Annotated in this window: 18 protein-coding genes; 5 read left to right on the plus strand and 13 right to left on the minus strand. The window is 62.5% G+C overall.

All coding sequences use genetic code 11. The features are described from left to right. Positions 1-25: 25 nt before the first annotated feature. Positions 26-199 (minus strand): hypothetical protein, encoded by a 174-nt coding sequence (locus tag ACLBWL_RS14320; RefSeq protein WP_165886618.1) that lies wholly within the window; start codon positions 197-199, stop codon positions 26-28. Further along, complete coding sequence (locus tag ACLBWL_RS14325; RefSeq protein WP_447794138.1) at positions 187-768, minus strand: RrF2 family transcriptional regulator; 582 nt, start codon at positions 766-768, stop codon at positions 187-189. Before ACLBWL_RS14325 ends, ACLBWL_RS14320 begins: the two co-directional genes overlap by 13 nt. A 332-nt stretch (positions 769-1,100) precedes the next feature. Here ACLBWL_RS14325 and ACLBWL_RS14330 point away from each other — a divergent pair, with 332 nt between their 5' ends. Next, on the plus strand, positions 1,101-1,733 hold the full coding sequence (locus tag ACLBWL_RS14330) for a PAS domain S-box protein (RefSeq protein ID WP_447794139.1): 633 nt from the start codon (positions 1,101-1,103) through the stop codon (positions 1,731-1,733). A gap of 43 nt (positions 1,734-1,776) precedes the next feature. Then, a complete protein-coding gene (locus ACLBWL_RS14335) occupies positions 1,777-2,313 on the plus strand; it encodes a J domain-containing protein (RefSeq protein ID WP_447794141.1) in 537 nt (178 codons plus the stop codon). 179 nt (positions 2,314-2,492) lie between these two features. Here the strand turns inward: ACLBWL_RS14335 and ACLBWL_RS14340 are convergent, their stop codons facing one another. Beyond that, on the minus strand, positions 2,493-3,920 hold the full coding sequence (locus tag ACLBWL_RS14340) for a DUF6880 family protein (RefSeq protein ID WP_447794143.1): 1,428 nt from the start codon (positions 3,918-3,920) through the stop codon (positions 2,493-2,495). Positions 3,921-4,179: 259 nt separating this feature from the next. Next, positions 4,180-4,776, minus strand: a complete 597-nt coding sequence (locus ACLBWL_RS14345; protein WP_447794145.1) for a TetR/AcrR family transcriptional regulator — start codon at positions 4,774-4,776, stop codon at positions 4,180-4,182. A gap of 118 nt (positions 4,777-4,894) precedes the next feature. Here ACLBWL_RS14345 and ACLBWL_RS14350 point away from each other — a divergent pair, with 118 nt between their 5' ends. Further along, positions 4,895-6,115 (plus strand): MFS transporter, encoded by a 1,221-nt coding sequence (locus ACLBWL_RS14350; protein WP_447794147.1) that lies wholly within the window; start codon positions 4,895-4,897, stop codon positions 6,113-6,115. Positions 6,116-6,306: 191 nt separating this feature from the next. Here ACLBWL_RS14350 and ACLBWL_RS14355 read toward each other — a convergent pair whose 3' ends face one another. Both ACLBWL_RS14355 and ACLBWL_RS14360 read right to left on the minus strand, forming a co-directional pair. Continuing rightward, positions 6,307-7,404: an ATP-binding protein gene (locus tag ACLBWL_RS14355; protein WP_447794149.1), complete on the minus strand. Its 1,098-nt coding sequence runs from the start codon at positions 7,402-7,404 to the stop codon at positions 6,307-6,309. 150 nt (positions 7,405-7,554) lie between these two features. After that, positions 7,555-8,103 carry a TetR/AcrR family transcriptional regulator gene (locus ACLBWL_RS14360; RefSeq protein WP_447794151.1) on the minus strand — a complete coding sequence of 183 codons (549 nt, stop codon included), beginning with the start codon at positions 8,101-8,103 and terminating at the stop codon, positions 7,555-7,557. Positions 8,104-8,174: 71 nt separating this feature from the next. Here ACLBWL_RS14360 and ACLBWL_RS14365 point away from each other — a divergent pair, with 71 nt between their 5' ends. Both ACLBWL_RS14365 and ACLBWL_RS14370 read left to right on the plus strand, forming a co-directional pair. Next, positions 8,175-8,864 carry a DUF1349 domain-containing protein gene (locus ACLBWL_RS14365; protein WP_447794153.1) on the plus strand — a complete coding sequence of 230 codons (690 nt, stop codon included), beginning with the start codon at positions 8,175-8,177 and terminating at the stop codon, positions 8,862-8,864. Positions 8,865-8,869: 5 nt separating this feature from the next. Further along, positions 8,870-9,415 carry a sugar O-acetyltransferase gene (locus tag ACLBWL_RS14370; protein ID WP_447794416.1) on the plus strand — a complete coding sequence of 182 codons (546 nt, stop codon included), beginning with the start codon at positions 8,870-8,872 and terminating at the stop codon, positions 9,413-9,415. A 225-nt stretch (positions 9,416-9,640) separates the two neighbouring features. Here ACLBWL_RS14370 and ACLBWL_RS14375 read toward each other — a convergent pair whose 3' ends face one another. The 7 genes from ACLBWL_RS14375 to nhaA form a co-directional block, all read right to left on the minus strand. After that, a complete protein-coding gene (locus ACLBWL_RS14375) occupies positions 9,641-11,695 on the minus strand; it encodes a putative bifunctional diguanylate cyclase/phosphodiesterase (protein WP_447794155.1) in 2,055 nt (684 codons plus the stop codon). Further along, on the minus strand, positions 11,692-12,204 hold the full coding sequence (locus ACLBWL_RS14380; protein WP_447794157.1) for a GAF domain-containing protein: 513 nt from the start codon (positions 12,202-12,204) through the stop codon (positions 11,692-11,694). Before ACLBWL_RS14380 ends, ACLBWL_RS14375 begins: the two co-directional genes overlap by 4 nt. A gap of 88 nt (positions 12,205-12,292) precedes the next feature. After that, entirely contained in the window at positions 12,293-14,353 is a 2,061-nt protein-coding gene (locus tag ACLBWL_RS14385) for an ATP-binding protein (RefSeq protein ID WP_447794159.1), read from the minus strand. A gap of 166 nt (positions 14,354-14,519) precedes the next feature. Continuing rightward, a complete protein-coding gene (locus ACLBWL_RS14390) occupies positions 14,520-15,728 on the minus strand; it encodes a hypothetical protein (RefSeq protein WP_447794161.1) in 1,209 nt (402 codons plus the stop codon). Further along, on the minus strand, positions 15,725-17,131 hold the full coding sequence (locus ACLBWL_RS14395; protein ID WP_447794163.1) for a DUF2254 domain-containing protein: 1,407 nt from the start codon (positions 17,129-17,131) through the stop codon (positions 15,725-15,727). Before ACLBWL_RS14395 ends, ACLBWL_RS14390 begins: the two co-directional genes overlap by 4 nt. After that, positions 17,128-18,720 carry a DUF389 domain-containing protein gene (locus ACLBWL_RS14400; protein ID WP_447794165.1) on the minus strand — a complete coding sequence of 531 codons (1,593 nt, stop codon included), beginning with the start codon at positions 18,718-18,720 and terminating at the stop codon, positions 17,128-17,130. The genes ACLBWL_RS14395 and ACLBWL_RS14400 overlap by 4 nt, the downstream gene beginning before the upstream one ends. Beyond that, a complete protein-coding gene (gene nhaA / locus ACLBWL_RS14405; RefSeq protein WP_447794167.1) occupies positions 18,717-19,955 on the minus strand; it encodes a Na+/H+ antiporter NhaA in 1,239 nt (412 codons plus the stop codon). The genes ACLBWL_RS14400 and nhaA overlap by 4 nt, the downstream gene beginning before the upstream one ends. Positions 19,956-20,495: the final 540 nt, after the last annotated feature.

The raw sequence follows: 20,495 nt of genomic DNA on the forward strand, positions 1-20,495 counted from the left end.
AAGCCAAGATAGCATCAGAACGCCTCTACAGTCGGCCTTGCTCGGAAATTTCAGCGATGCGATCACGAACAGTCTGAAGGCATTCATCCGCTCGAATACCAATCAAAAGCTCATTGCATTGATCAGCAATATAAACGGCGTTCTGGGCGGCTTGCTCGATCAAGGCCAGCTGCTGCAAACGGGCTTTCACTTCTGGCATATTTTTACCTCCGTCATCTCAGCAGATTTCGCGATGCCCTCTAGCGAACTCGATGTTCGCCGCCTCGTTTGAGATCTGTTTTCCAGCCATATTCGGGTCTCTTCCCGAAACTCAGCGGGAACCCGCGTGGCGGCATGATCAGCCATGTCGCGAAGTGTTCTCGCTTTCAGAACATCCTTCATCCGCGCGTCGGCTTCCAGCATCACGGCGTGGATCCCGCATACGCCGGACGTCGCCCAGGCAGGGGGCGTTTGACCGTACAAGGGGCATGCATGCCTAACATTGCGGCAGTCGAAGAGCGCTTTTTGGCCGTCGACTGCGATCACGACGTCATAAAACGATATTTCTTCAGCCGATCGGGCGAGGCGAATGCCGCCCCGCATACCCTCGGTCGCGACGACTATCCCCGCCTTGTTAAGCTTGGTCGTCACGCCTGCCATGAACTTCACTGGCAGTGCGCGCAGCGTAGCCAGATCCTTTGAACTTGGCGCCGCTGCGTCGTCAGGCAAGTCAATGATGTAGAGCAGGGTATGAAGTGCATACTCGACTGCCGTACTGATATGGCTCACGTGAAACTCCGACCCGGCGGGTAGTAGTTAAACCAATCGCTCGCTCACGGCAAACGCTGAGTTTCTCACGCTACCGAGCACCTGAGCGTTCACCTCCGCCCACGCTTTGACGCGAGCGGCAAAGGGTCTCACCGCGGTCGATTGCCAACAGCATCAAACCCCAGCATCTTTGTGCGTTTTCGATCGTCTTTTAGTTGTGCTAGATGGGGGGGTAACAACCGGTAGCAGTCACGTGCCAAGCATACGAAGTAAGCCGATCTCGCAAACCTTGAGAAAATCAACTTAAATTATTCGAAAGGCGCTGAATGCCCGTCGCTCATTGTGTATCCAGCATGGCAGGGATCATTCTAGATTTCGATCACGGGTTCTGTCGACTGGTTCAGCGCAGGCCTGATCGGTTAATTGGTATATCGTACAAAGCTATTACCGCTCCTGCTGATCTCTCCAGAAGCAGTAAAATGCTTACGGGGCTGATAGATAAGGCCGCTCCAACCCATCTGCGCAAAGCATATGTACGTCCCGATGGCAGCCTTATAAAAGCGGATCTGTTGGTATCCAAGTTCGGCGACGAAGGACGTTTGATAACGACATTGTCTTGGATTGACGGGAGGCAGGAACCGTCACCGTCACGGCTTTGGAAAGCAGCCCTTCGGGTCAAGCATGTTTATGACGCGCGGCTCATCGAGTTAGGAAAAGATCTTTTTAGCGATCATGTGGGCCTGATTCTACTTCACATGTATCTGGCAGAGGCGGAAGGTCGTGTGGTGACGGCTTCACAAGTCGCAAAATTAATTAATCTTCCAGAACAATCTATGGATCGATGGTTAAAAGCTCTGGTTCATCGTGGCCTCGTAGAAATCCCGGTCAGTAATTTGGGATACATTCAGCTCAGCCAGGATGGAATTATAAGGCTTGAACGCCTGTTTTTCGCGACGTTAGCGCCTGAGCCGCTGGCAGTTGCCTAGGCGGACCTTCCTTTTTCGCGTTTTCGCCGCAAGTAACAGTTAGATGGCTCTCTCACCCGACTATTATTCTGTTTTAGGTGTGCGCTCGACGGCAAGTCGCGAAACTATTCACGCCGCGTGGAAAGCGCTTCTTCGTCAATATCACCCCGATGCCAATCATGGTGCGGATGTCTCTGCTCGTGCGAAAGAGATCAACGAGGCGTATTCCGTTTTGGGGAAGAAGGAAGCACGCGCCGCCTATGATCGGTCGCAGATCAGGCCGTCTGCCCACCGAGCGACCGCGGATCGCCCGTTTCACCCTAGGAAAGCCGGCAGGCGCCCTATGCGACCTAGCCCGTCGATGCAGCCCAGCGGTGGCTTCTCGCAGCCGCTACAGCCCAACGAATGGCTGATGGGCCTTTTCCTGCTGATCCTCACCGCCGCACCGATCGCTACAATCCTGGTTCTGTGGAACGAGGAATCCGGATTGGCACCTACGGTTCGACGTAGCGTCGCCGCTCATCCCGTGCGTGAGCCTCTCGCAAAAGCCGTCGGAAGCTCATCGCGCACAAAACTTCGACCTGGACAGCCTGCTCCTTAAACTATTGCCCTGTCACGACATTCGAGTTCGCAGGGTCAGGCTCCCAAAGCGGTCGTAACCCCGGGATGAACGAGCGGCCGAAGCTGGGAAGGGGGCGGGGACGTCTGCTTGTGGGTCAACGTGGCCTGGTCAGTTTTTGTTCGTGCTGGCGCGGCGTCATGCCGCGTTGCACGGTTCGGTCATGCATCCCAGAAACCGCTTTTTCGTGGGTGACGCCGTTTGAGGTCTTCTACATAATTAGCGTGGGTTGAATGCCCCGCAAAATTGTCGATGCGCCGGGCAAGATGCTCGCAAGTCTGGAGATGGCGGGCGGCGTGGCCGTAGCGCTTGTACTTGGCGGCATCTAGCGACAGATCGATCATCGCCCTGAGCACAAGCGTAGCAGCGAGCGGATGTCGCTGCTCAAGCGCGTCGGCTGCCGGGGTTAGCAGACCATAATCGTTGCCATCAAGTTCGTCGATCCGCGTCAAGATGAGGCTGGCGGCACGGTCGAGAGCGGGCCAGTCGATCAGGAAGGCGAGTGCTTGGTGAACGGATGGATGGCGTGAGACGACGCCGAGCGCCCGCTCCTCTGCTTCTATGTCGTCGAAGTCCGGCAGCCGTTTGAGGTGCGCCCGGAGGTATCCCGCATCGAGACCGCGCTCGAACGCCTGCCAGCGTTCTTCCTGGGCGTCGCTGGAGCGCCCTAGTGCGTCGAGCACCTCGATCCGCGCACGCTGCCAGTTGGGCCAGTAGCCGCCCTGTCGGAAGGCACTGTCCGCTTCGTCAAGCGTCACTAGTGCCTCCTGGCTGCGATCGGCGGCCAGCAGCCGCTCCGCAATCGCTGCCGCAATTGCGGGGTTGGCCCGCTCTGCTTCCGAATAGCGGCTCACGAACCCATCGACGTCGCCGAGCGCATCGGCGATCTCGGTCATCGCCGAGCGGACAAGACGTCCACGATAACCGCGCTCGTAATCGTCTTGGTAGATCGGCCCGCGTGTACTCAAACCGATTACCCTGCGTTCGCCGCCTGCGCCCGTGGGTGCGTTCGCCTCCAGCTCCTCGAACTGCGCCTTGAGCCGGCTCAGCCCATCAGCCCCAAGCGCCTGCGCTGTCAGGCTGATCAGCTCGTCAAACTGGCCATAGTCGTTCGCGCAGACAGCCGCGAACACCCGATCTACCAAGGCGCCCACTGGCTGTCGGGCTTCAACGGCGATAGCGCCGAGATCTTCCCGCGCATCTGCGATGATACTGCCGATCGTGCCGTTGCTATCGTCGCACCGCTCGTAGAGCGAGGGAGCCATCTCCAGCATGCGCCAAAGAAGGTCCAACGCCTGATCGGGGTTCGTCGCCGCGACGTGGACTGCGATGGCCTCGCGCTGCGCCGCGAGGTCGCGAGCGAGTTCCTTAACCTTGCGCCAGTCGACGAACGAGCGCGACTTAGCGATGGAGATCAGCCGTTTGCGGATCTCGCTCGTGACGTTACCGCCTCCGCAGCTCGCCAGCTCGAGCCGCAACCTGCGCTTGGCCACCGCGTCACCGGCGGTTACATCGAGCAACAGCTCCGCCAAGCGCTCGGCTCCAACGGCGGCGAGGTTCTTAGCATTCAACGTCGTCTCGGACGGCATGTCCTTCCGTCGCGATCAGAGCTTGATTCGTCAAGCGGCTCGACAAGTTGGAGACCGGCGAAAGCCGTGTGATGCCGCTAGATTGGACAACGGAGATCGACCGCCCCGTGCGGTTCAGGCGACTCAGCTAAAACCCCCACACCATCTGCTTTGCCGAGGTGAACGAAGGACCGGAGTTGGGAGGGGTAAGCTCGCTCTGAATGTCGCTTTATGGGTCACAGGTCCCCAGTTGGGAAAGCCGGCCCAAGCAGAAACCTGTTCACTCCTCTAGGGTTGAGCGACAAAGTAGAGCCTCGGCTGCCGTGTCGGCGACGGCAAGCAGTCTTGGCTCGTCCCATCCCTCTCGCGCTGCAGCCGATAGGCCGAGCATTGTCGTAGCAACGTAATCTGCGACACGTCCGGAAGCTTTAATTCCCGCATCGTCCAGAAATTCCGCCACCCTACTGCGGTTTTCTCCCGCAATTTGTTTGGCTGCGATGCCCCAATCCGTTGTGCCCGCTTTTGCGTGTTCAAGGATCAGGCAACCACGCCGCTGCGGACTATTGGTATAAGCGTGCGCCGCAGCTCGCAGCATGTCGCCAAGCGCCGCCATCGGCGCTGCACCCGGCGTCAGGAAGCGGTCCAGCGGCACCACGGTGGCCGAGTAAAGCCTTAAACACTCTTTGAAGAATGCGGCCTTGCCGCCGAACGCTGCATAAAAGCTCGGCGGGGCAATCCCGATCGCCTCGGTCAGCGAGGCCACGCTGACGTTCTCATAGCCGCGCTCATGAAACAGATGCTGCCCGGCCTCGATCGCAGCCTCAAGCGCGAAACCACGGGGGCGCCCCCGTTGTCGCTTATTTACATTAACGTTCATTACAGAAATCGCTTGCCTTGGAAAGTCGTATTTATATAGCGGGCATTAACGGAAATAGCGATGCCTCCGGATCGTCACGATGCAGAGGCGGGCATTACATCGACGAACTAGGACACTCATGCAGCCCTCCTCCAACAAAACCGGCGTTCAAGCGGGCTCAGCGGCGCGCGCCGCACTCCCGATCGCGGCCCTTGCCGGCCTCGCCGCCAGTGGCTTCCTGTGCATCGTCACCGAGACGCTGCCCGCTGGCCTACTCCCGCAGATCGCATCTGGCCTGGGAATCTCCGAGGCGATCGCGGGACAACTCGTTGCCGTCTATGCGCTTGGGTCCTTACTCGCAGCGATCCCGCTCACGAGCATGACCCAAGGCCGTCGCAGACGACCGGTACTGCTTGCTACCATCATCTGCTTCGTTGTGGGCAACACGCTGACCGCTTTAGCCGGATCGATCACGGTCGTGCTGGTCGCGCGGTTCGTCGCCGGGTGCGCGGCGGGCCTCGCCTGGGGGATCCTTGCGGGTTACGCGCGCAGCATTGTGCGTGCCGATCAGACCGGCCCGGCAATGGCCCTCGCCATGGTCGGCGTGCCGCTGGCGCTTTCACTCGGTGTTCCCATAGGCACCTACCTAGGCGGTTTGGTTGGGTGGCGCGGATCGTTCCTGATCCTCTCGGCACTGAGTGTCGTGCTGATCGGCTGGATTATCTTCAAGGTGCCCGATGCTCCCGGGCGGACGGGTGACGATCGTCTTTCTCTGCGCCGCGTAGTCGCGACACCGGGTATCATACCGATCCTGCTCGTCATCCTTGCATGGATGACGGGCCACAACATCCTCTATACCTACATCGCGCCGTTCGCGACCGCTGCGTCCGCGCGGGTCGATCTCGTCCTGCTGGCGTTCGGCATCAGTTCGCTCGTCGGCATCTGGATCGTCGGGCGACTGGTCGATCGGATGCTGCGCATGCTGGTATTGCTCGCGATCGGATCGTTTGCGGCCATTGCAGTTCTTCTGACGTTTGCCGGTGGGCAAGGCCTTGCCGTCTATGCGGCAGCCATCGTCTGGGGCCTTGGCTTCGGTGGTGCCGGGGCGATGATGCAGACGGCGTCGGCGGACGCAGCAGGGGACGGCGTAGATCTGGCGCAGGCGATGGTGACCACGGCCTGGAACCTGGCGATCGCGGTCGGCGGGGCGCTGGGCGGGGTGCTCCTTACAACGGGAGGGACCACGCTGCTGCCGCCCGCTGTCGTCGCGCTGACCCTGATCGCCTTCCTTATCGCGCTTGTCGCACGCCGTTTCGCCTTTCCACCGGGTCACCGCTTAACGCCGGCCAGCCAACGCTAAAATACTCTCAGAATACCGTTCCCATTGAGAACGCCGGCCCGACATCGAGTTGGAATTGGTTCAGCACTCCTTAGCCACCAACATGAATGGACGGCAGAAGTTGGGCGGCGGTAAAGGGGCCGCGAACGGCCGTTTCTGGGTCTGGCCGGCAGCATGGGCAGGTACTCCCGCCCCGTAGCTGACGTTCTTAGCTAAGCTCCCTCCAGCGGCTCGAGCCTCCATTTGGCAGCAAGCATCGACTGCAAAAGATCAACGTAGCTCCAACCCTTGCCGCGGGCGGCGATCGCTGAGAGACAATCCTGATCTTCGCGCCCCGGGCGGCCTGGCCCCGTCATGTTGGGTTTCATGTTGAGGTCGAACAATTTGAACAGACCATGACGATCGGCGCGGCAATCGATCCGGATCGCGGTGCGGGCGTCGACCAGCGCGGCCGCCGAGACGCAGCTGTCGATCATCGCTACGATGGCCGGATCGAGCAGCCGCTCGGGAGCGATTGCGATGCTGTTGGCGGTAACGGGAACGTCGCCGTTATACGGAGCTACGCCGGCGTGCTGATCGAAGCGGTACACGGGCGGCAAGGCCCAGTGCGTCGGTGCCCGCGAACCGTCTGGACGCGGAGACGCGGGCGGCATGACGGTGACGGTCATCTCGTCACCGCCGAGAAACTCCTCCACCATCAACATGTCGCCGAAGGTGGCGGCTGCGATCAACGTAGTCGCGGCATCGCGCAGGGCACCCAGGCTTTCCACCAGGGTGACGCCTTGGCTGCCACGTCCGCGCACCGGTTTGACGATCATCGGAAAGGACATGCCGCGCGAAGCACACGCGTCCTCGACATCGGCCAGCGCGCAGACGTTCTCCTTCGCCGTGCCGGACAGCAGAAACGACCGCGCTACCGGCAGGCCAGCCTCGGCCAGGAGTTGGTTGGTCTCGAACTTGTCGTCGAACGCCTGCATTGCCGCGGGAAGCTGCCCGACGATGTCGAAATCGGTCATTGCGGCCTCGAGCGGATGTCCTTCGAACAGGACCGTGTTCGCCCACAGGACCGTAGCGCCGGCCGCGCCCGCGCTACGGATGCCCTCTGGCGTGTCCGGGAAGACCCAGTCGAGTGCCTTGGAAGGGTGTGGCGAGGAGGTGGGCGTGACCACTTTTACCCCGGCCCTCCGCAAGGCGAACGCGATGTCGGCGCCGCCATCTGAATATCCGCCCGGTTTTGCGTCCTTTCGCAGTCCGTCGATCAACGGTGGTGGAAGCGCTTGGTAGAGAAGGGCGACCGGCGCTGTTTTCATGAATAATCTCCTACGCACCGCGCATTAGCCCGCAGCGGCGCGCGCATGAAAGGGGCATCGATTGCGGTCACGCGGCAGTGATACCTCATGCATCGGCTTGACCTTGACGGTGGCGCCGTTTGCGCTGGGGTATCCTGAGGATCGGACCGGCTAACACCCGGCAATCCGCTCGACGATGGTCTTGATCGCATCGCGCTCTAGGGGGGCGCGGTCGATCGAATTGTGGATGCCGATACCCTCGATCAGCGCGTCGAGCGCGCGCGCCGTGAGCGGGTCGAAGAAGCGGCCCAGCGCGGCTCGGCTGCTGTCCATCCAATTTTGCATGACCGCGCTGACTGGTGGGTGCCGGGCTGCGAAAGCGTAGAGTTCGTAGCTCAACAATAACGTGCGCGGTTCCGCCCAAATCTGGTTCGCGATGATGTCGATGACTGCCGTACACGCCTCTGCGCGGTCCGTCGCGGCTTCGAGGCGCGCGCGGAAGGCAGCGGATGAGTCCGCGGCCAGTTGCAGGAAGGCTGCCGTGAGCAGGTCCTCCAGGGTCGCAAAATAATAGGTGACCGAGCCGAGCGGCACCTGCGCCGCCTCGGCGATGCGGCGATGAGTCGTTGCCGCGGTTCCAAGATCGGCAATGACCGCGAGAGTCGCATCGATGATGCGTTGCCGCCTTGCCGGATCGTTGCGCCGGGACTGTTGGGTCATCGCCTCTTTACCTCGATCTTGGCATGTGTACATATGTACATAACATCAAGGGTGATTGGAAGGCAGCGGCTATGACGGACGATCGGGTGAGCAGGCGGGCGGTGATCGGAGGTGCTGCGGCGCTGACGATTGCGGGCAGTGCCGGCGTCGTAACTGCGCAGGGTTCGGCAATCTCGGCGCTTGGGCGGAATGATGGTCGCTGGCTGAATGCGCCTAAGTCTTGGAAAGTCGCACCCGGCGGAGACCTGACGCTCTTCACCGACAAGGGCAGCGATTTCTGGCGCGAGACGCATTACGGCTTCACCCGGGACAGCGGTCATTTCCTCGGCTTCACCGCGCCTGCAGCGTTTACCGCCCAACTGCGCATTCGCGGCCAGTATCAAAAACTCTACGATCAGGCCGGCATCATGGTGCGGGTCGACGAACGACGCTGGGTCAAGGCGGGGATCGAATTGTCCGACGGGCGCACCATGCTGAGCAGTGTGCTGACCGACGGAAAGTCCGACTGGGCAACCGGCCCCTATGAGCATGACGCGCAGGATTTCTGGATGCGCGCGACCGTCGCCAAGGGCGTCCTGCGTTTGCAGGTCTCGGCGGACGGCAAGACCTGGCCGTTGGTCAGGCTCGCGCCCTTCCCGATCGCGTCCTCCTATCAGGTCGGGCCGATGGCATGCACGCCCGAACGCGCCGGACTGGAAGTGCACTTTTCAGACCTGAGCATCACAGCCCCGTTGGGCAAGGACCTCCACGACCTGAGTTGATCGCGATGACGCAGAAGGAACGGATGCTGGCGGGCCAACTCTACGTCGCCGACGATCTGGAACTCGTCGCGGACGCCGCGCGTGCCGCTGCGTGGTGCGACCGCTATAATCGCGCATCGACAGCTACTGTGGCGGAGCGTCATGCGCTGCTGGTGGAAGGGCTTGGTCACGCGGGGCGCGGTGCGACGATCCGACCGCCGTTCCACTGTGACTATGGCTATAACATTCACCTCGGTGAGGGCGTGTTTCTCAATTTCGGATGCACGGTGCTCGATGTAGTGCCAGTTCGGATCGGTGCGGGCACGCAGGTCGGTCCGGGCGTGCAGATTCTAACCGCCGACCATCCGCGCGATCCGGCTCAGCGTAGCCAAATGCTCGAGCTCGGACGGTCGGTCACCATCGGTCGAAACGTCTGGATAGGCGGTGCGGCGCTGATCCTGCCCGGCATCACAATCGGTGACGATGCGATTATCGGCGCAGGCAGTGTTGTAACACGGGATGTTCCCGATTGCGTGACCGTGGCGGGCAACCCCGCTCGCCTACTAAGATAGGGTCCGATTACTTACATGCCGGGTTTCGCACCGACATGAATGAATGTCCGAACTTCGGAAAGTCAAAAGCGCCCGCGAACGTCCGCAACTGGGTCTACCAGCCCCGCGCTACGGAACAACCTTGTCCAATTGCGGACGCTCTAGTTGCAGATTGAAGCGCCCGATTCTGTTAATCGTTCAGGCCAATCTGACCTGCTCGGGCCATGGTGGATGACAAGCCAGAACTCATGCGACTGCTGCTCCATCGTCGACGGCAGAGGGCTTCAGCAACATCGTACGACGAACGCGATCTGGCTCGGCCAACGTCCGCGATGGTTTACCAATTAGGTAGCCCTGGATCGCCGAGCATCCCTCCCTTGCGACAATCGACAGCTGTGCGGGCTGTTCGACGCCTTCGGCCAGTACCGGGATGTTCAACGTCAGGCCCAGCCCCGCAACCGAACTTAGAATCGCTACCGCTTGATCATCACGTTCGATCTCAGCCACGAAAGACGCGTCCAGCTTGATGCGGTCGAACGGAAAAGACCGAAGAACGTCGAGGGACGAATACCCCACGCCAAAGTCGTCCAGGGCAATGGCAATACCCATGGCCTTGAGAGCGTTAAGCTGGCCCAGCGCGAACCGGCGGTCGTGGATGATGGCGCTTTCAGTCAGTTCAAGCGACAGCCGTTCGGGCGGCAGGCCGCTGTCCTCCAGTGCCGACCGGACCGTGTCGACCAGTCGCGGATCGGCAAGGTGTATCGGCGAAAGATTGACGGCGACGGGATGCCTGTTGGGCCACAGGGCGGCCTCAAAGCATGCTTGGCGTAAAATCCAGATGCTGAGCGGGACGATGTCCCCACTCTTTTCTGCCAGCGGGATAAACTCGGATGGTGGAACCATCCCCCTGGTCGGGTGCCTCCACCGGACCAAAGCCTCGTAACCCGAAATCTCCCCCGAAGGGAGCGCCGCCTGGACCTGATAGTGAAGCTCGAATGCTTCGTTATCGAGCGCAGTCCTGAGGTCGGCGATCAGCTCGCGACGCTCTCGTATCGCGTCGTCCATCTGGCTCTCGTAGAAGCAGGGTTCGCCGGAATGCGCGGATTTGGCGCGGTACATGGCAAGGTCTGCCTTGGCGAGAAGCACGTCGGCGTCGAACCCGTCATGTACGGCGAGCGCGACGCCAATGTTGGCTGAAATCGCTGCAGTAAAGCGGTCGAAAACGAAGGGTGCGTCGCATGCAGCGCGTAACCGATCCAGAAAGTCATGCAGGTCGCCTGCACCTTGGTATGAAATGACCGCCGCAAACTCATCGCCGCCAAGGCGTGCAACACATTCGCCCGGCTGCAGGAACGCGGTGAGGCGCGCGGCAAGCGCAACAAGCAACTGGTCGCCCGCCTGATGGCCGTAGGTATCATTCACGACCTTGAAGCGCGATAGGTCCATCATGACCACGGCCATGCAAGAATAACCACCCTTGATCAGAAAACGCTGCTCAAGCTCCTCGATGAAACTGATGCGGTTCGGCAGATCGGTCAGACCATCGTGCATCGCCATCCGGCGCAGCCGGGTATAGGATTCGGTCTGGGTGTGACCGTCGATCAGGGCGCTGATCGCTGCGCAACCGACGATGATACAGGTCGCTACCGCTGTGGTAATGGCAAGCGCAACCATCGTCAGATCCGACAGTCCCTCACCGAGTTGCAACACGGTGACCTGCATGGCGGCCATGCCAGTGAAATGCAGAGCTGCAACCGCGAGCGCGAGCAGCCCTATCGCCTTGGAGTTACGCAGTCGGCTGTGGCCCTTTAGAGTATGAAATGCGCTAGCGCTTAGTCCACACGAGAGCACGACTGACGTAAGGACATAGCGCCAGTCCCATGTAACGATACCGTCCACACGGTACGCCGCCATGCCGACATAGTGCATCACAGCGATGCCAGTACCGATGACGCCTCCACCAGCCGCGCCGCTCCAGGAACGACGTTGCGCAGCGAGAGCCAAGCCGGGCACCGCGAGGAAGGTCACTGCGAGAAGCGAAAAGAGGGTGAGGATGGGATCCAGAACCACTGGCGCAGTCGCACGGAACGCCATCATGGCGACGAAATGCGTCGCCCATACCATCGTACCTGCGCTGACCGCGGTGAGCACCACCCACCCGAAGCGACTGTAGCCCGCGGCCGCCCTCACGCGATGGAAGAGCTGAACGGTTGCGGCAGAACCGATCAGGCAAATCAGCAAAGCCAGCCCAACGAGGCGCAAATCATGCTCCTGCGTTATGCAAAGTGCTACCCGCATCATGCGGCAGCACCTCGCTGGAGCAGATCCAATCGCGCCTCAAGTGCGGTCGACGCCTGCCGCGCCAGCCCAATCAGATAGGCTTTCTGATCTGGCGATGCGGCGGGCCGACGCTTGGTGTCGAGGATGCATAACGCCCCTACATCGATACCGCTTACTCGTCGAAGTGGCGCCCCGATATAATAACGGATGTGAGGTTCGGCAGCAACGACAGGTAGGGTCGCGAACCGCGGATCGCCCTGAGGGTCTGCAACTTCGAGTATGTCTGGTCGATCAAGCGTGAAGCTGCAAAACCCGCTGTCGCGTGGGATACAATCGATGACGAGGCCGTGCCCCGCCTTGAACCACTGTTGATCATCATGGATCAGTGACATGAGCGCAATCGGCGCATCGAACGCATTGGCCGCAGAAGTAACCAAACGGTCGAAAGTTGGTTCGGAGGCAGAACCCAGAATACGTAGGCCACTAACGGCGTGAGAGCGTTTTCGCTCCCTGAACAGGCTCTTCAGCATTCGTCTCTCGTCATCGCGCGCGGTGACAATCGTAATCGCTATGAACGATTAAAGAACCGTTTCGAGCGAATTCGCGACGCATTCGCTGCTATGAACGTGTGCGTCGTCTCCTCCAGCGGACCGCCTTTTGGAACACGCGCGATAACTGCTCGATCGAGTAGGGCTTGTGGAGCAGCTCGAAGCCATGCTGCCCGTTCTGCGCCAGCACGTGGCTGTAGCCGCTGGTCAGGATCACCGGCAGGTCAGGATGGCGGCGTCTGATCTCCTGCCCCAGCTCCAAACCGCTCATGCCCGGCATCACCACGTCGGAGAAGATGATGTGGAAGCGGTCGCAATCGCTTTCCAGCTCCACCAGCGCCTCGTCGGCGTTTGTCGCTAGAATCGTCTGATAACCTAGCTCGGCCAAGGCCTGAACGGCGAACTCGCCCACCCCCTTGTTGTCCTCGACGACCAGCACGCAGATACCGTCGCCATCGACACGCGCCTCAGGCTCGATCACATCCTCTTCGACCATGCCGTCGGCGCTGACGCGGGGCAGGTAGAGGGTGAAGGTGGTGCCCTGACGCTCGATGCTTTCGGCGCGAATGTCACCGTCCGACTGTTTGGCAAAGCCGATAACCTGGCTGAGGCCAAGACCAGTGCCTTTGCCCAGCTCCTTGGTGGTAAAGAAAGGCTCGAAGATCCGGTCGAGGTCGCCGACAGTTATCCCGCTGCCGGTGTCCGTGATGGTGATCGCAACGAAGCTGCCGGCGATCGGCGGATGCGTGCGGATCGCCGGGATGCCGGACACCGGACCGACGGCGATCGTCAGCCGTCCCGCACCGTCCATCGCATCGCGGGCGTTGATGCTCATGTTGATGATCGCCGTGTCGAACTGTCCGCGATCGGCGAGAACGAAGCAGGGTTCATCCGGCGTGACGATGTCCATCACGATCCGCGACCCGGTCAGTGTCCTTACAATGGAGGCGACCTCGGCGAGGCTCGCGCCAGCATCGAACGTTTCTGGCTTGAGCGCCTGACGCCGGGCAAACGCGAGCAGCTGTTTGGTGAGCTTTGCGGCTCGATCCGCGGTTTCCGCGATGGCATCGACGTAGCGCTCGCGGCGTTCGTCGGTGATGCCGGGACGACGCAGCAGATCGACCGAGCCGCGGATCACGGTGAGCAGATTGTTAAAATCGTGGGCCACGCCTCCGGTGAGTTGGCCGACCGCCTCCAGCTTCTGTGCCTGCCGCAATGCGTCTTCGGCCGTCGCCAACTCTTCGGCCTGCCGGCGCTCGATCGTGACATCGCGTGTGCTGCTGTAGAGTTTGCCCTCGAACGGCACCGCGACCCAGGACAGCCAATGCCAGGAGCCGTCCTTGGCCCGGTAGCGATTTTCGAACCGCGGGACCGGCTCGCCCGAACGAACCTGCTCGAAGGCGGCGGCACTGCTGGCGATATGGGCCGGATCGACGAAGTCGGAATAGGCCGCGCCTTCCAGCACTTCCGGATCCCAGCCCAGGGTCTGCCATGCCGGATTGACGCGGTCGAACCGGCTGGTGGCCAAATCGATGACGGACAGCAGTTCGGGGCTGACGTTCCAGGTGACGGCGCGCTCGCGGCCGCGCGCGACGACCTGATTTTCCAGATCGGCATTGAGCGCACGCAATTCGGCCTCGCGTGCGGCGAGCTTTTCTCGTTCCGCGACGAGCCGCCGTTCGTTGAGGATCTTGGCAGTGGTCTCTGTCGCAATGTCGAGGAAGCCGGCGACGCGACCGGCGTCATCGCGCAGCGGGCTATAGGAGAAGGTCCACCACGTCTCTTCGGTGTAGCCATGGCGCATCATCGTAAGTGGCAGGTCTTCATAGCCCACCGCTTCGCCTGCCATGGCCTGCAGGATGGGTCCCTTGATATCGTTCCAGACGTCGGACCAGACCTGCGCAATCGGTTGTGCCAGCGCTGCGGGATGCTTGCCGCCGAGGAACGGCACGTAGGCGTCGTTGTAGAAGAGCGTCAGCTCCGGCCCCCAACCTATGCACATGGCGAATTTTGACGACAGCATCATGTCGATGATCGTCTCGAGCGATCGCGGCCATGCGTCACGACCGCCCAGCGGCGTCGCGGCCCAATCACATTGGTCGATCATCTCACGCAGCGTCGGCATGGCCATGTCCCTGACGCCCTCGTCGACGTGACGACGGTGTAACCGGACGCCGGCTTTACGAACAGCACCGATTGGCCGGGGTTTTCAGGGCATCATGTTTGGGGGGGGGTATCAATAAGTCGTATGTTATCCATCGCTTCATCATCCTGAAACGGACTCGGGCATGCCAGCTTCAGCCTTCGGCCGGTGCCCCGACGAACACCGCCACCAGGCAGATCAGGCCGATTACCGCGAAGCCGATCCGTTGACCGATGCCCCCGGCCCGATGCTTGATCGACACCAGCAAGGCGAGGACGCACTGCATCGCGTAAAACAGCGCGAACGCCCGCGACGACAGGGCGACGACCTCGAACGGGTCGGTCAGCCACACCACCAGTACGGCAAGTATCCCGGCGAGGGTGAAAGCGAGTGGAACGCTGATCTTGCGGCGCGATACCTCGTTGACCAGGCCGCCCGATCCGATCGAGTCCGCCACTGCCGCGCTCAGCTGGCTAGACACGGCCCCCGCCAGCACAAAGATGCCGAGCGCCGGCGCAATTAACCCCATGATGTCGAGGATGCCGGCGACCCCCTCGGTCGCCGCGGCGCGCGTCAGGAACGGCGTGAGCAATGCGATGAAGGCGAGGTAGATCGCCGACGCGATCCATTGCGCATGCCGCATCGTCTTGATGCGTAGATCAGCGGGGTAATCGTGGCCGAGATACCGCGACGTCTCGAACCCCTGTACCGTGATGATGAGCCCGAGCAGCATCGGGATGCTCGCCCAGGACAGCCGTGCGGGCGGCAGCGGACCGGACATACCACCCGTCGCCCAGGCGATGCCCAATGCGACCAGCAGGCCGGCGATAATGCCGATCTTGATCGACACCGTACCGTGCGCGAGATGCTCGACCTTGCGCAGGCTGCCGCCCAGCGCGAGCAGCGTCATCAGTCCGATGATGACGGTCACGATGATGTTGGCCGCCATCGGCTGCCACGCAGGGTTGATGGCGACCGGTTTTAGCGAGAACTCGGCGAGCAACTTCAGGTAATAAGCGACCGAAACCGCATAGGCGAGCGCGAGGACGCCCTGGGTGATCCGCGCCGTCCAGGCGATCGGATCGTTAAAGGGCGCGGTCGCCAGATGGTTCTCGACATGCACGATGTTGAACCGGATCACCCATCCGGCGGCATAGGCAATGGCGAGAAGCGCAGCCATCGCAAGAAGCGCGGCGCTGCCGAACTCGCGGGCAAGCAGCGGCCCGCAGATCAGGAACCCCGATCCGATGATTGAGGCGAGGGGCGTGACCGTGGCGCGCCATCCGTCGCTGCGGGCGAAGCGGCTGAGAGTCAACGCGAGCGTCACGATGACGGCGACGATGAGGGCGATGGCGACGATCATGCGGTTTCTCCCAGACAGGCCTGCCCGTCGCGCAGCCGGCGTTTGTGGTCGGGCGCGGCGAGCGCGTGCAGCAGCTCGTCGGCGCGTTGCAGAACGACATCGCGGTTCACGCCGGTCAGCGCCGCGTCGGCTAGATCGCGGAACTCGCGGGTCAGGCTGGCCAGCTTTTCGAGCCGGTCGGGTGCATCGCAGCCGAGTGCCACGTCGCCCAGCACCGCAAGGAAGCGCTTGCCCGCGATCATGTCTGCCGATGCATATTGCGACAGCGAGCCGAACGCCCGGTCGACGAACCCTGCGAACGTGACCGGGTGCGTGATAACGCGAAGCTGCCCACCGTCATCGGCCCGTAACCGCGAAGGCAACTCTCGTCCGGCAAGATCGGCCAGCGCGGCGCCGAGCCAGTCGAGGCAAGAATTGGCGGTGAAGGGATCGTTGACGCCCGGCGACAGCGCACGGGCAGCGATCTCGACCAGCTCGTCGATAAGGAAGCGGAGGTCCTGCAAGGCCGTGCGGCGCGATCCCGAGGCGAATGTATCGCGCAACGCGTCGATGGCATCATCGTCCAGTCGATCGGCGGGCCAAACTTCGAGCAGCGTGCTACCACGATGGACGAAGTCGCCGGGCTGATATTGCAGGCGGACGATAAGATCCCGGTTGCGCGCGACCCGGAGCAGCGTCTCCGCATCGACCAACTGGACATAGCCCGCATCCTTCGCACGGACGCAGGCCCGCTGTGGGAGCATGGCTGGTGGAGCATCGCGGGCGAACGCCGCGGGAATCGCACCCTCGCCATCCGCCCGTTCTGCCTCGTTGCCGATCGGCTTCGGGAAGCGGTGTTCGATCTCCAGCAGCAGCCGGTCGCCGATCCGCTCGATCACGCTGTTAATATGGATGCGGCTGGGCACGTGGTGGATGAAATAGATCAGCACCGCGATCGAGCAGAGCACCAGCAGCACTCCCACCAGCACGGCGAGCTGGGGTACGAACGCAGCCTCGCCCGCGGTCTCGTCGGGCGATCGGATCGTGCGCAGGACGATGAGCGAATAGAGGAAGGTCGCGATGAAGGTGCCGAGCGTCACCTGATTGCCGCGATCGGACATGAAGTTGCTGAGCAGCCGCGGACCGTATTGGCCCGAGGCATAGACCACCGCGGCGATCGTCACCGAGAAGGTGGTGCCGGCCACCCCGATCATCGACCCGCCGATCGACGACAGTAGGCTGCGCGCACCAGACGGCCGCGCGGCATAGAGCCACGGCAGCCTGTCCATCCATGTCGCCATGTGATGGCTGTCGAGCCACACCATCGCCGCGGCGAGCAGCAGCGCGGCGATCGCCATCACAGTCGGCACGAACCAGTAGCTCTCGCCGAGCCCGTTCGCGAACCTGAGCAATCGGGCCCTCATTGATTTGTCTCCCCGGCCGTGATCCCGTTCGCGGCCGCCAATCCCGCGCCGGGCACGAGCGCGAAGCGCTGGCCTGCAGGGGGCATGGCGTTGGCGGTGATTCCCTGTGTCCGCAGCATCGCGGCGACGGCCAGTGCGCGGCGTTGCGAAAGGTTCGGTCTCGCCGGCGGGTCGCCTGCCGGAAGGCCGGGCACGCCCAGCGACGGCACGTTCCAGCGCTTTGCCGCCCAGATCGAGGTCGCGACGGCGTCGCGGGCGGCTGCATCGAGAGTATCGACGTCGTCGGCGAACGCGATCGGCGGCAGCAGCGACTGCGGCGGTACGACCGCGACCGACCATCCCGTATCCTCCGCGGTGGCGCGAGCTTCGAGCACGCGATAGGTCTCGAGGCTCGCACCGGGCAACGCGCGCGCCGAGGCGACTACGCGGTGATGATCGCGATCGATCGTCACATCGTCCGCTGCGACACCCGTGATGAGCCCTACCATGCGGGCGAGCGATGCGCTCCGTTCGGCCTCCACCTTCGCGAAGTCGCCCGCCTGCCGCAGTTCCTCCCTTTGCGCCTCCAGTGCGCCGGCACCGGGTTCGAGCAGGATCTGGTCGAGATCGAGCCTGATCCTGCGGTCGAGCCGATCGGCCAGCGCCTTCTGCAGGGCGAGCGTCTTCTGCATGGCACCACGCGGTGCGATGACGACCGCGCGAACGATCAGCGGGTCCGCAGCGAAATCGAGGTCGAGTTGCGTCACCCGCGCCTCTTCGCCGAACCGGTCGTTGAGCAGGGTCCGCGTCTGCGAGACGGCCACCGCCTCGCGGCCGATCCGGTTGAGCGAGATGCCGAGCGGGACCGCCATCACGACGAAGACGAGGAAGAGCAGTATCGTCTGCGTCCAGCTCTGCCGGCGCGACAGATGGTGGCCGAAGCCGTAGAAGCGCGCCATCAGCGTCGCCGACAGCGCGATCGTGATGAAGTTGGTGACGAACAACGCGAACGCGCCTGCGCCCACCGGCATGTTGTGCGTGGCGATGCCGTAGCCGACGACGGCCAGCGGTGGCATCAATGCGGTGGCAATCGCGACGCCGACGATCGTCTCGCCGCGGCCGCGGATGATCGCGAAGCTGCCGGCGAGCGCGGCGAACAGCGCCACGGCCAGATCGAACAGGTTCGGCCGCGTCCGCGCGACGATCTCCGCGGTAGGCGCTTGTAACGGCGAGATCAGCACGATCAGCGCGGTGAACGCGACCGCCGCGACCGAACCGATCGCCAGCGCCTTCAGCGACCGGCGCAACTCGCGAAAGTCGAACAGCGCGAGGCTGAAGCCGAAGCCAAGGATCGGGTTCATCAGCGGCGAGATCAGCATCGCCCCGATCACGACCGCCGGCGACGAGAGGAGTAGGCCGAGGACAGCGATCCCGGCGGACATCATCGTCATGAAGGCGAAGCGGGGCGACCAGCCGCTTTCCTCGACAATCCGCGCGACGACGGCTTCGTGATCGACCCGCGCGACTACCGCTCGACGCCACCAGCGATACAAAGCCAGTCGGGCGATCCGCCCGTTCAGATCGATTCGGCTGACCGCTGCATCGCTCATGTCGCTCCCCGTCCGGTGGTCGTCTTGTCCGGCGCAGGTGACGTGCGACGCCGCCCGCCGAGGTACAACACGCAAGAGCCGGCAAGTGCCGACAGGACGGAGCCTGCAAGGACGCCGAGCTTCACCTCCCGCTCCAGCGTGACATCGGTGAAGGCGACCCCGCCGATGAAGAGGCTCATAGTGAAGCCGATGCCGCAGAGCAGAGCCGTGCCATATATTTGCATCCACGACGCGCCGCGAGGTTTGCTCGCCCAGCCCATGCGTGCGGTGCCATAGACCGCGCCAAGGACGCCAACCTGCTTGCCCACCAGCAGGCCCGCGGCGATCCCGAGCGGCAGCGGGGCAAGCAGCGTGGACAGGCCGAAGCCCGCCAGCGATACGCCGGCATTGGCAAAACCGAACAGCGGCACGATCGCATAAGCGACCCAAGGCTGCAGGCCGTGTTCGAGCCGATGCAGCGGCGACCCTGCCGCATCTGGCGCACCCGGCGAGCGGCGGATCGGGATCAGCGCCGCGGTGACCACCCCGGCGATGGTGGCATGGATGCCCGACATCCAGACCGCGATCCACAGGAGGAGCGCCAGCGCGAGGTAGGGCAGCAGCCGCACTACCCCGAGGTGGTTGAGGACGAACATCACGCTCGCGATGACGGCCGCGGCGAGCAGTGCCAGGCCACTGATCTCGCTGGTATAGGCGAGTGCGATCACGGCGACCGCGCCCATGTCGTCAACGATCGCGACGGTGGTCAGGAACAGCTTGAGCGACGCCGGTACACGGCTGCCGAGCAGGGCCATGACGCCGATCGCGAAGGCGATGTCGGTGGCGGACGGGATCGCCCAGCCGCGTGCCAGTCCGGGCGTGCTCCCGGCAATGGCGAGATAGACGGCCGCGGGCACCGCCATGCCGCTCACCGCCGCGATGGTCGGCAGCACGCGATCGGACCAGCTCGCCAGGTGGCCGACGACCAGTTCGCGTTTGATCTCCAGGCCGACGAGCAGGAAGAATAGCGACATCAGCGCGTCGTCGATCCAGTGGAGTACCGACAATGGGCCGATATGGGCGTTTAGAACGCCGAAGTAGCTATCACGGACGCCGCTGTTGGCGATGATCATCGCGGCGAGTGCAGCAGCCATCAATACGAGCCCGCCCGACGCGCCGCTGCGCAGGAATGCGCGCAGCGCCGACTTTGGCTTCAGACGGACCACCAGTTTGGCTGCGGTGGCAAGCGTCGGCAAATGTGTTGAATCATGATCGGGCAAGCCGACACTCCGGGCACAAAGATTCTTCGTTGGCGGCCCGACCAACGGAGAAACCTGCCGACTCTCGCAAGAGCTGACACCCATTTCCTTACTGACACTTGAGGAAGCGTATCACAACCCAATCGCGCACTTTCAGAATGGGATTCCGCCTGCATCGCGCTTCCAAGAGCTTGAAATCTGCCCTCGTTCTGATTTCCCGTCCTTTGCGGGGGGGGGGGGGGGCGGCACAACCGTCCGGGGGGACAACGACGCGTAAGCCACCGTTTGTTACGAAGTTTGGGGTGTCAGAAATCTGCGTCAGATTGCCTGCTGGGGGGAGAAAAGTCGGCGAGCCGGTGTAGCCCACCTTTTGCACTCGGTTCGTACCTGCAGAGATGAACAAGCGTCCGTTTCCGGGAAAGGCAAAAACACCGCTGAATGACGGCAATTGGGTCCTATCAGCCCCGCGCTGCCGGGCAGTTCCGCCCAAATTCGAACGTTTGGGCGTGCGATCAGATCTCCCGATAGCCGCCATCC

It is taken from the genome of Sphingomonas sp. M1A8_2b (assembly GCF_053345535.1).

Coding starts and splice junctions, on each gene's coding strand:
- ACLBWL_RS14320 (WP_165886618.1), bottom strand. CDS start 199: ATGCCAGAAGTGAAAGCCCGTTTGCAGCAGCTGGCCTTGATCGAGCAA.
- ACLBWL_RS14330 (WP_447794139.1), top strand. CDS start 1,101: ATGGCAGGGATCATTCTAGATTTCGATCACGGGTTCTGTCGACTGGTT.
- ACLBWL_RS14335 (WP_447794141.1), top strand. CDS start 1,777: ATGGCTCTCTCACCCGACTATTATTCTGTTTTAGGTGTGCGCTCGACG.
- ACLBWL_RS14340 (WP_447794143.1), bottom strand. CDS start 3,920: ATGCCGTCCGAGACGACGTTGAATGCTAAGAACCTCGCCGCCGTTGGA.
- ACLBWL_RS14345 (WP_447794145.1), bottom strand. CDS start 4,776: ATGAACGTTAATGTAAATAAGCGACAACGGGGGCGCCCCCGTGGTTTC.
- ACLBWL_RS14350 (WP_447794147.1), top strand. CDS start 4,895: ATGCAGCCCTCCTCCAACAAAACCGGCGTTCAAGCGGGCTCAGCGGCG.
- ACLBWL_RS14355 (WP_447794149.1), bottom strand. CDS start 7,404: ATGAAAACAGCGCCGGTCGCCCTTCTCTACCAAGCGCTTCCACCACCG.
- ACLBWL_RS14360 (WP_447794151.1), bottom strand. CDS start 8,103: ATGACCCAACAGTCCCGGCGCAACGATCCGGCAAGGCGGCAACGCATC.
- ACLBWL_RS14365 (WP_447794153.1), top strand. CDS start 8,175: ATGACGGACGATCGGGTGAGCAGGCGGGCGGTGATCGGAGGTGCTGCG.
- ACLBWL_RS14370 (WP_447794416.1), top strand. CDS start 8,870: ATGACGCAGAAGGAACGGATGCTGGCGGGCCAACTCTACGTCGCCGAC.
- ACLBWL_RS14375 (WP_447794155.1), bottom strand. CDS start 11,695: ATGATGCGGGTAGCACTTTGCATAACGCAGGAGCATGATTTGCGCCTC.
- ACLBWL_RS14380 (WP_447794157.1), bottom strand. CDS start 12,204: ATGCTGAAGAGCCTGTTCAGGGAGCGAAAACGCTCTCACGCCGTTAGT.
- ACLBWL_RS14385 (WP_447794159.1), bottom strand. CDS start 14,353: ATGGCCATGCCGACGCTGCGTGAGATGATCGACCAATGTGATTGGGCC.
- ACLBWL_RS14390 (WP_447794161.1), bottom strand. CDS start 15,728: ATGATCGTCGCCATCGCCCTCATCGTCGCCGTCATCGTGACGCTCGCG.
- ACLBWL_RS14395 (WP_447794163.1), bottom strand. CDS start 17,131: ATGAGGGCCCGATTGCTCAGGTTCGCGAACGGGCTCGGCGAGAGCTAC.
- ACLBWL_RS14400 (WP_447794165.1), bottom strand. CDS start 18,720: ATGAGCGATGCAGCGGTCAGCCGAATCGATCTGAACGGGCGGATCGCC.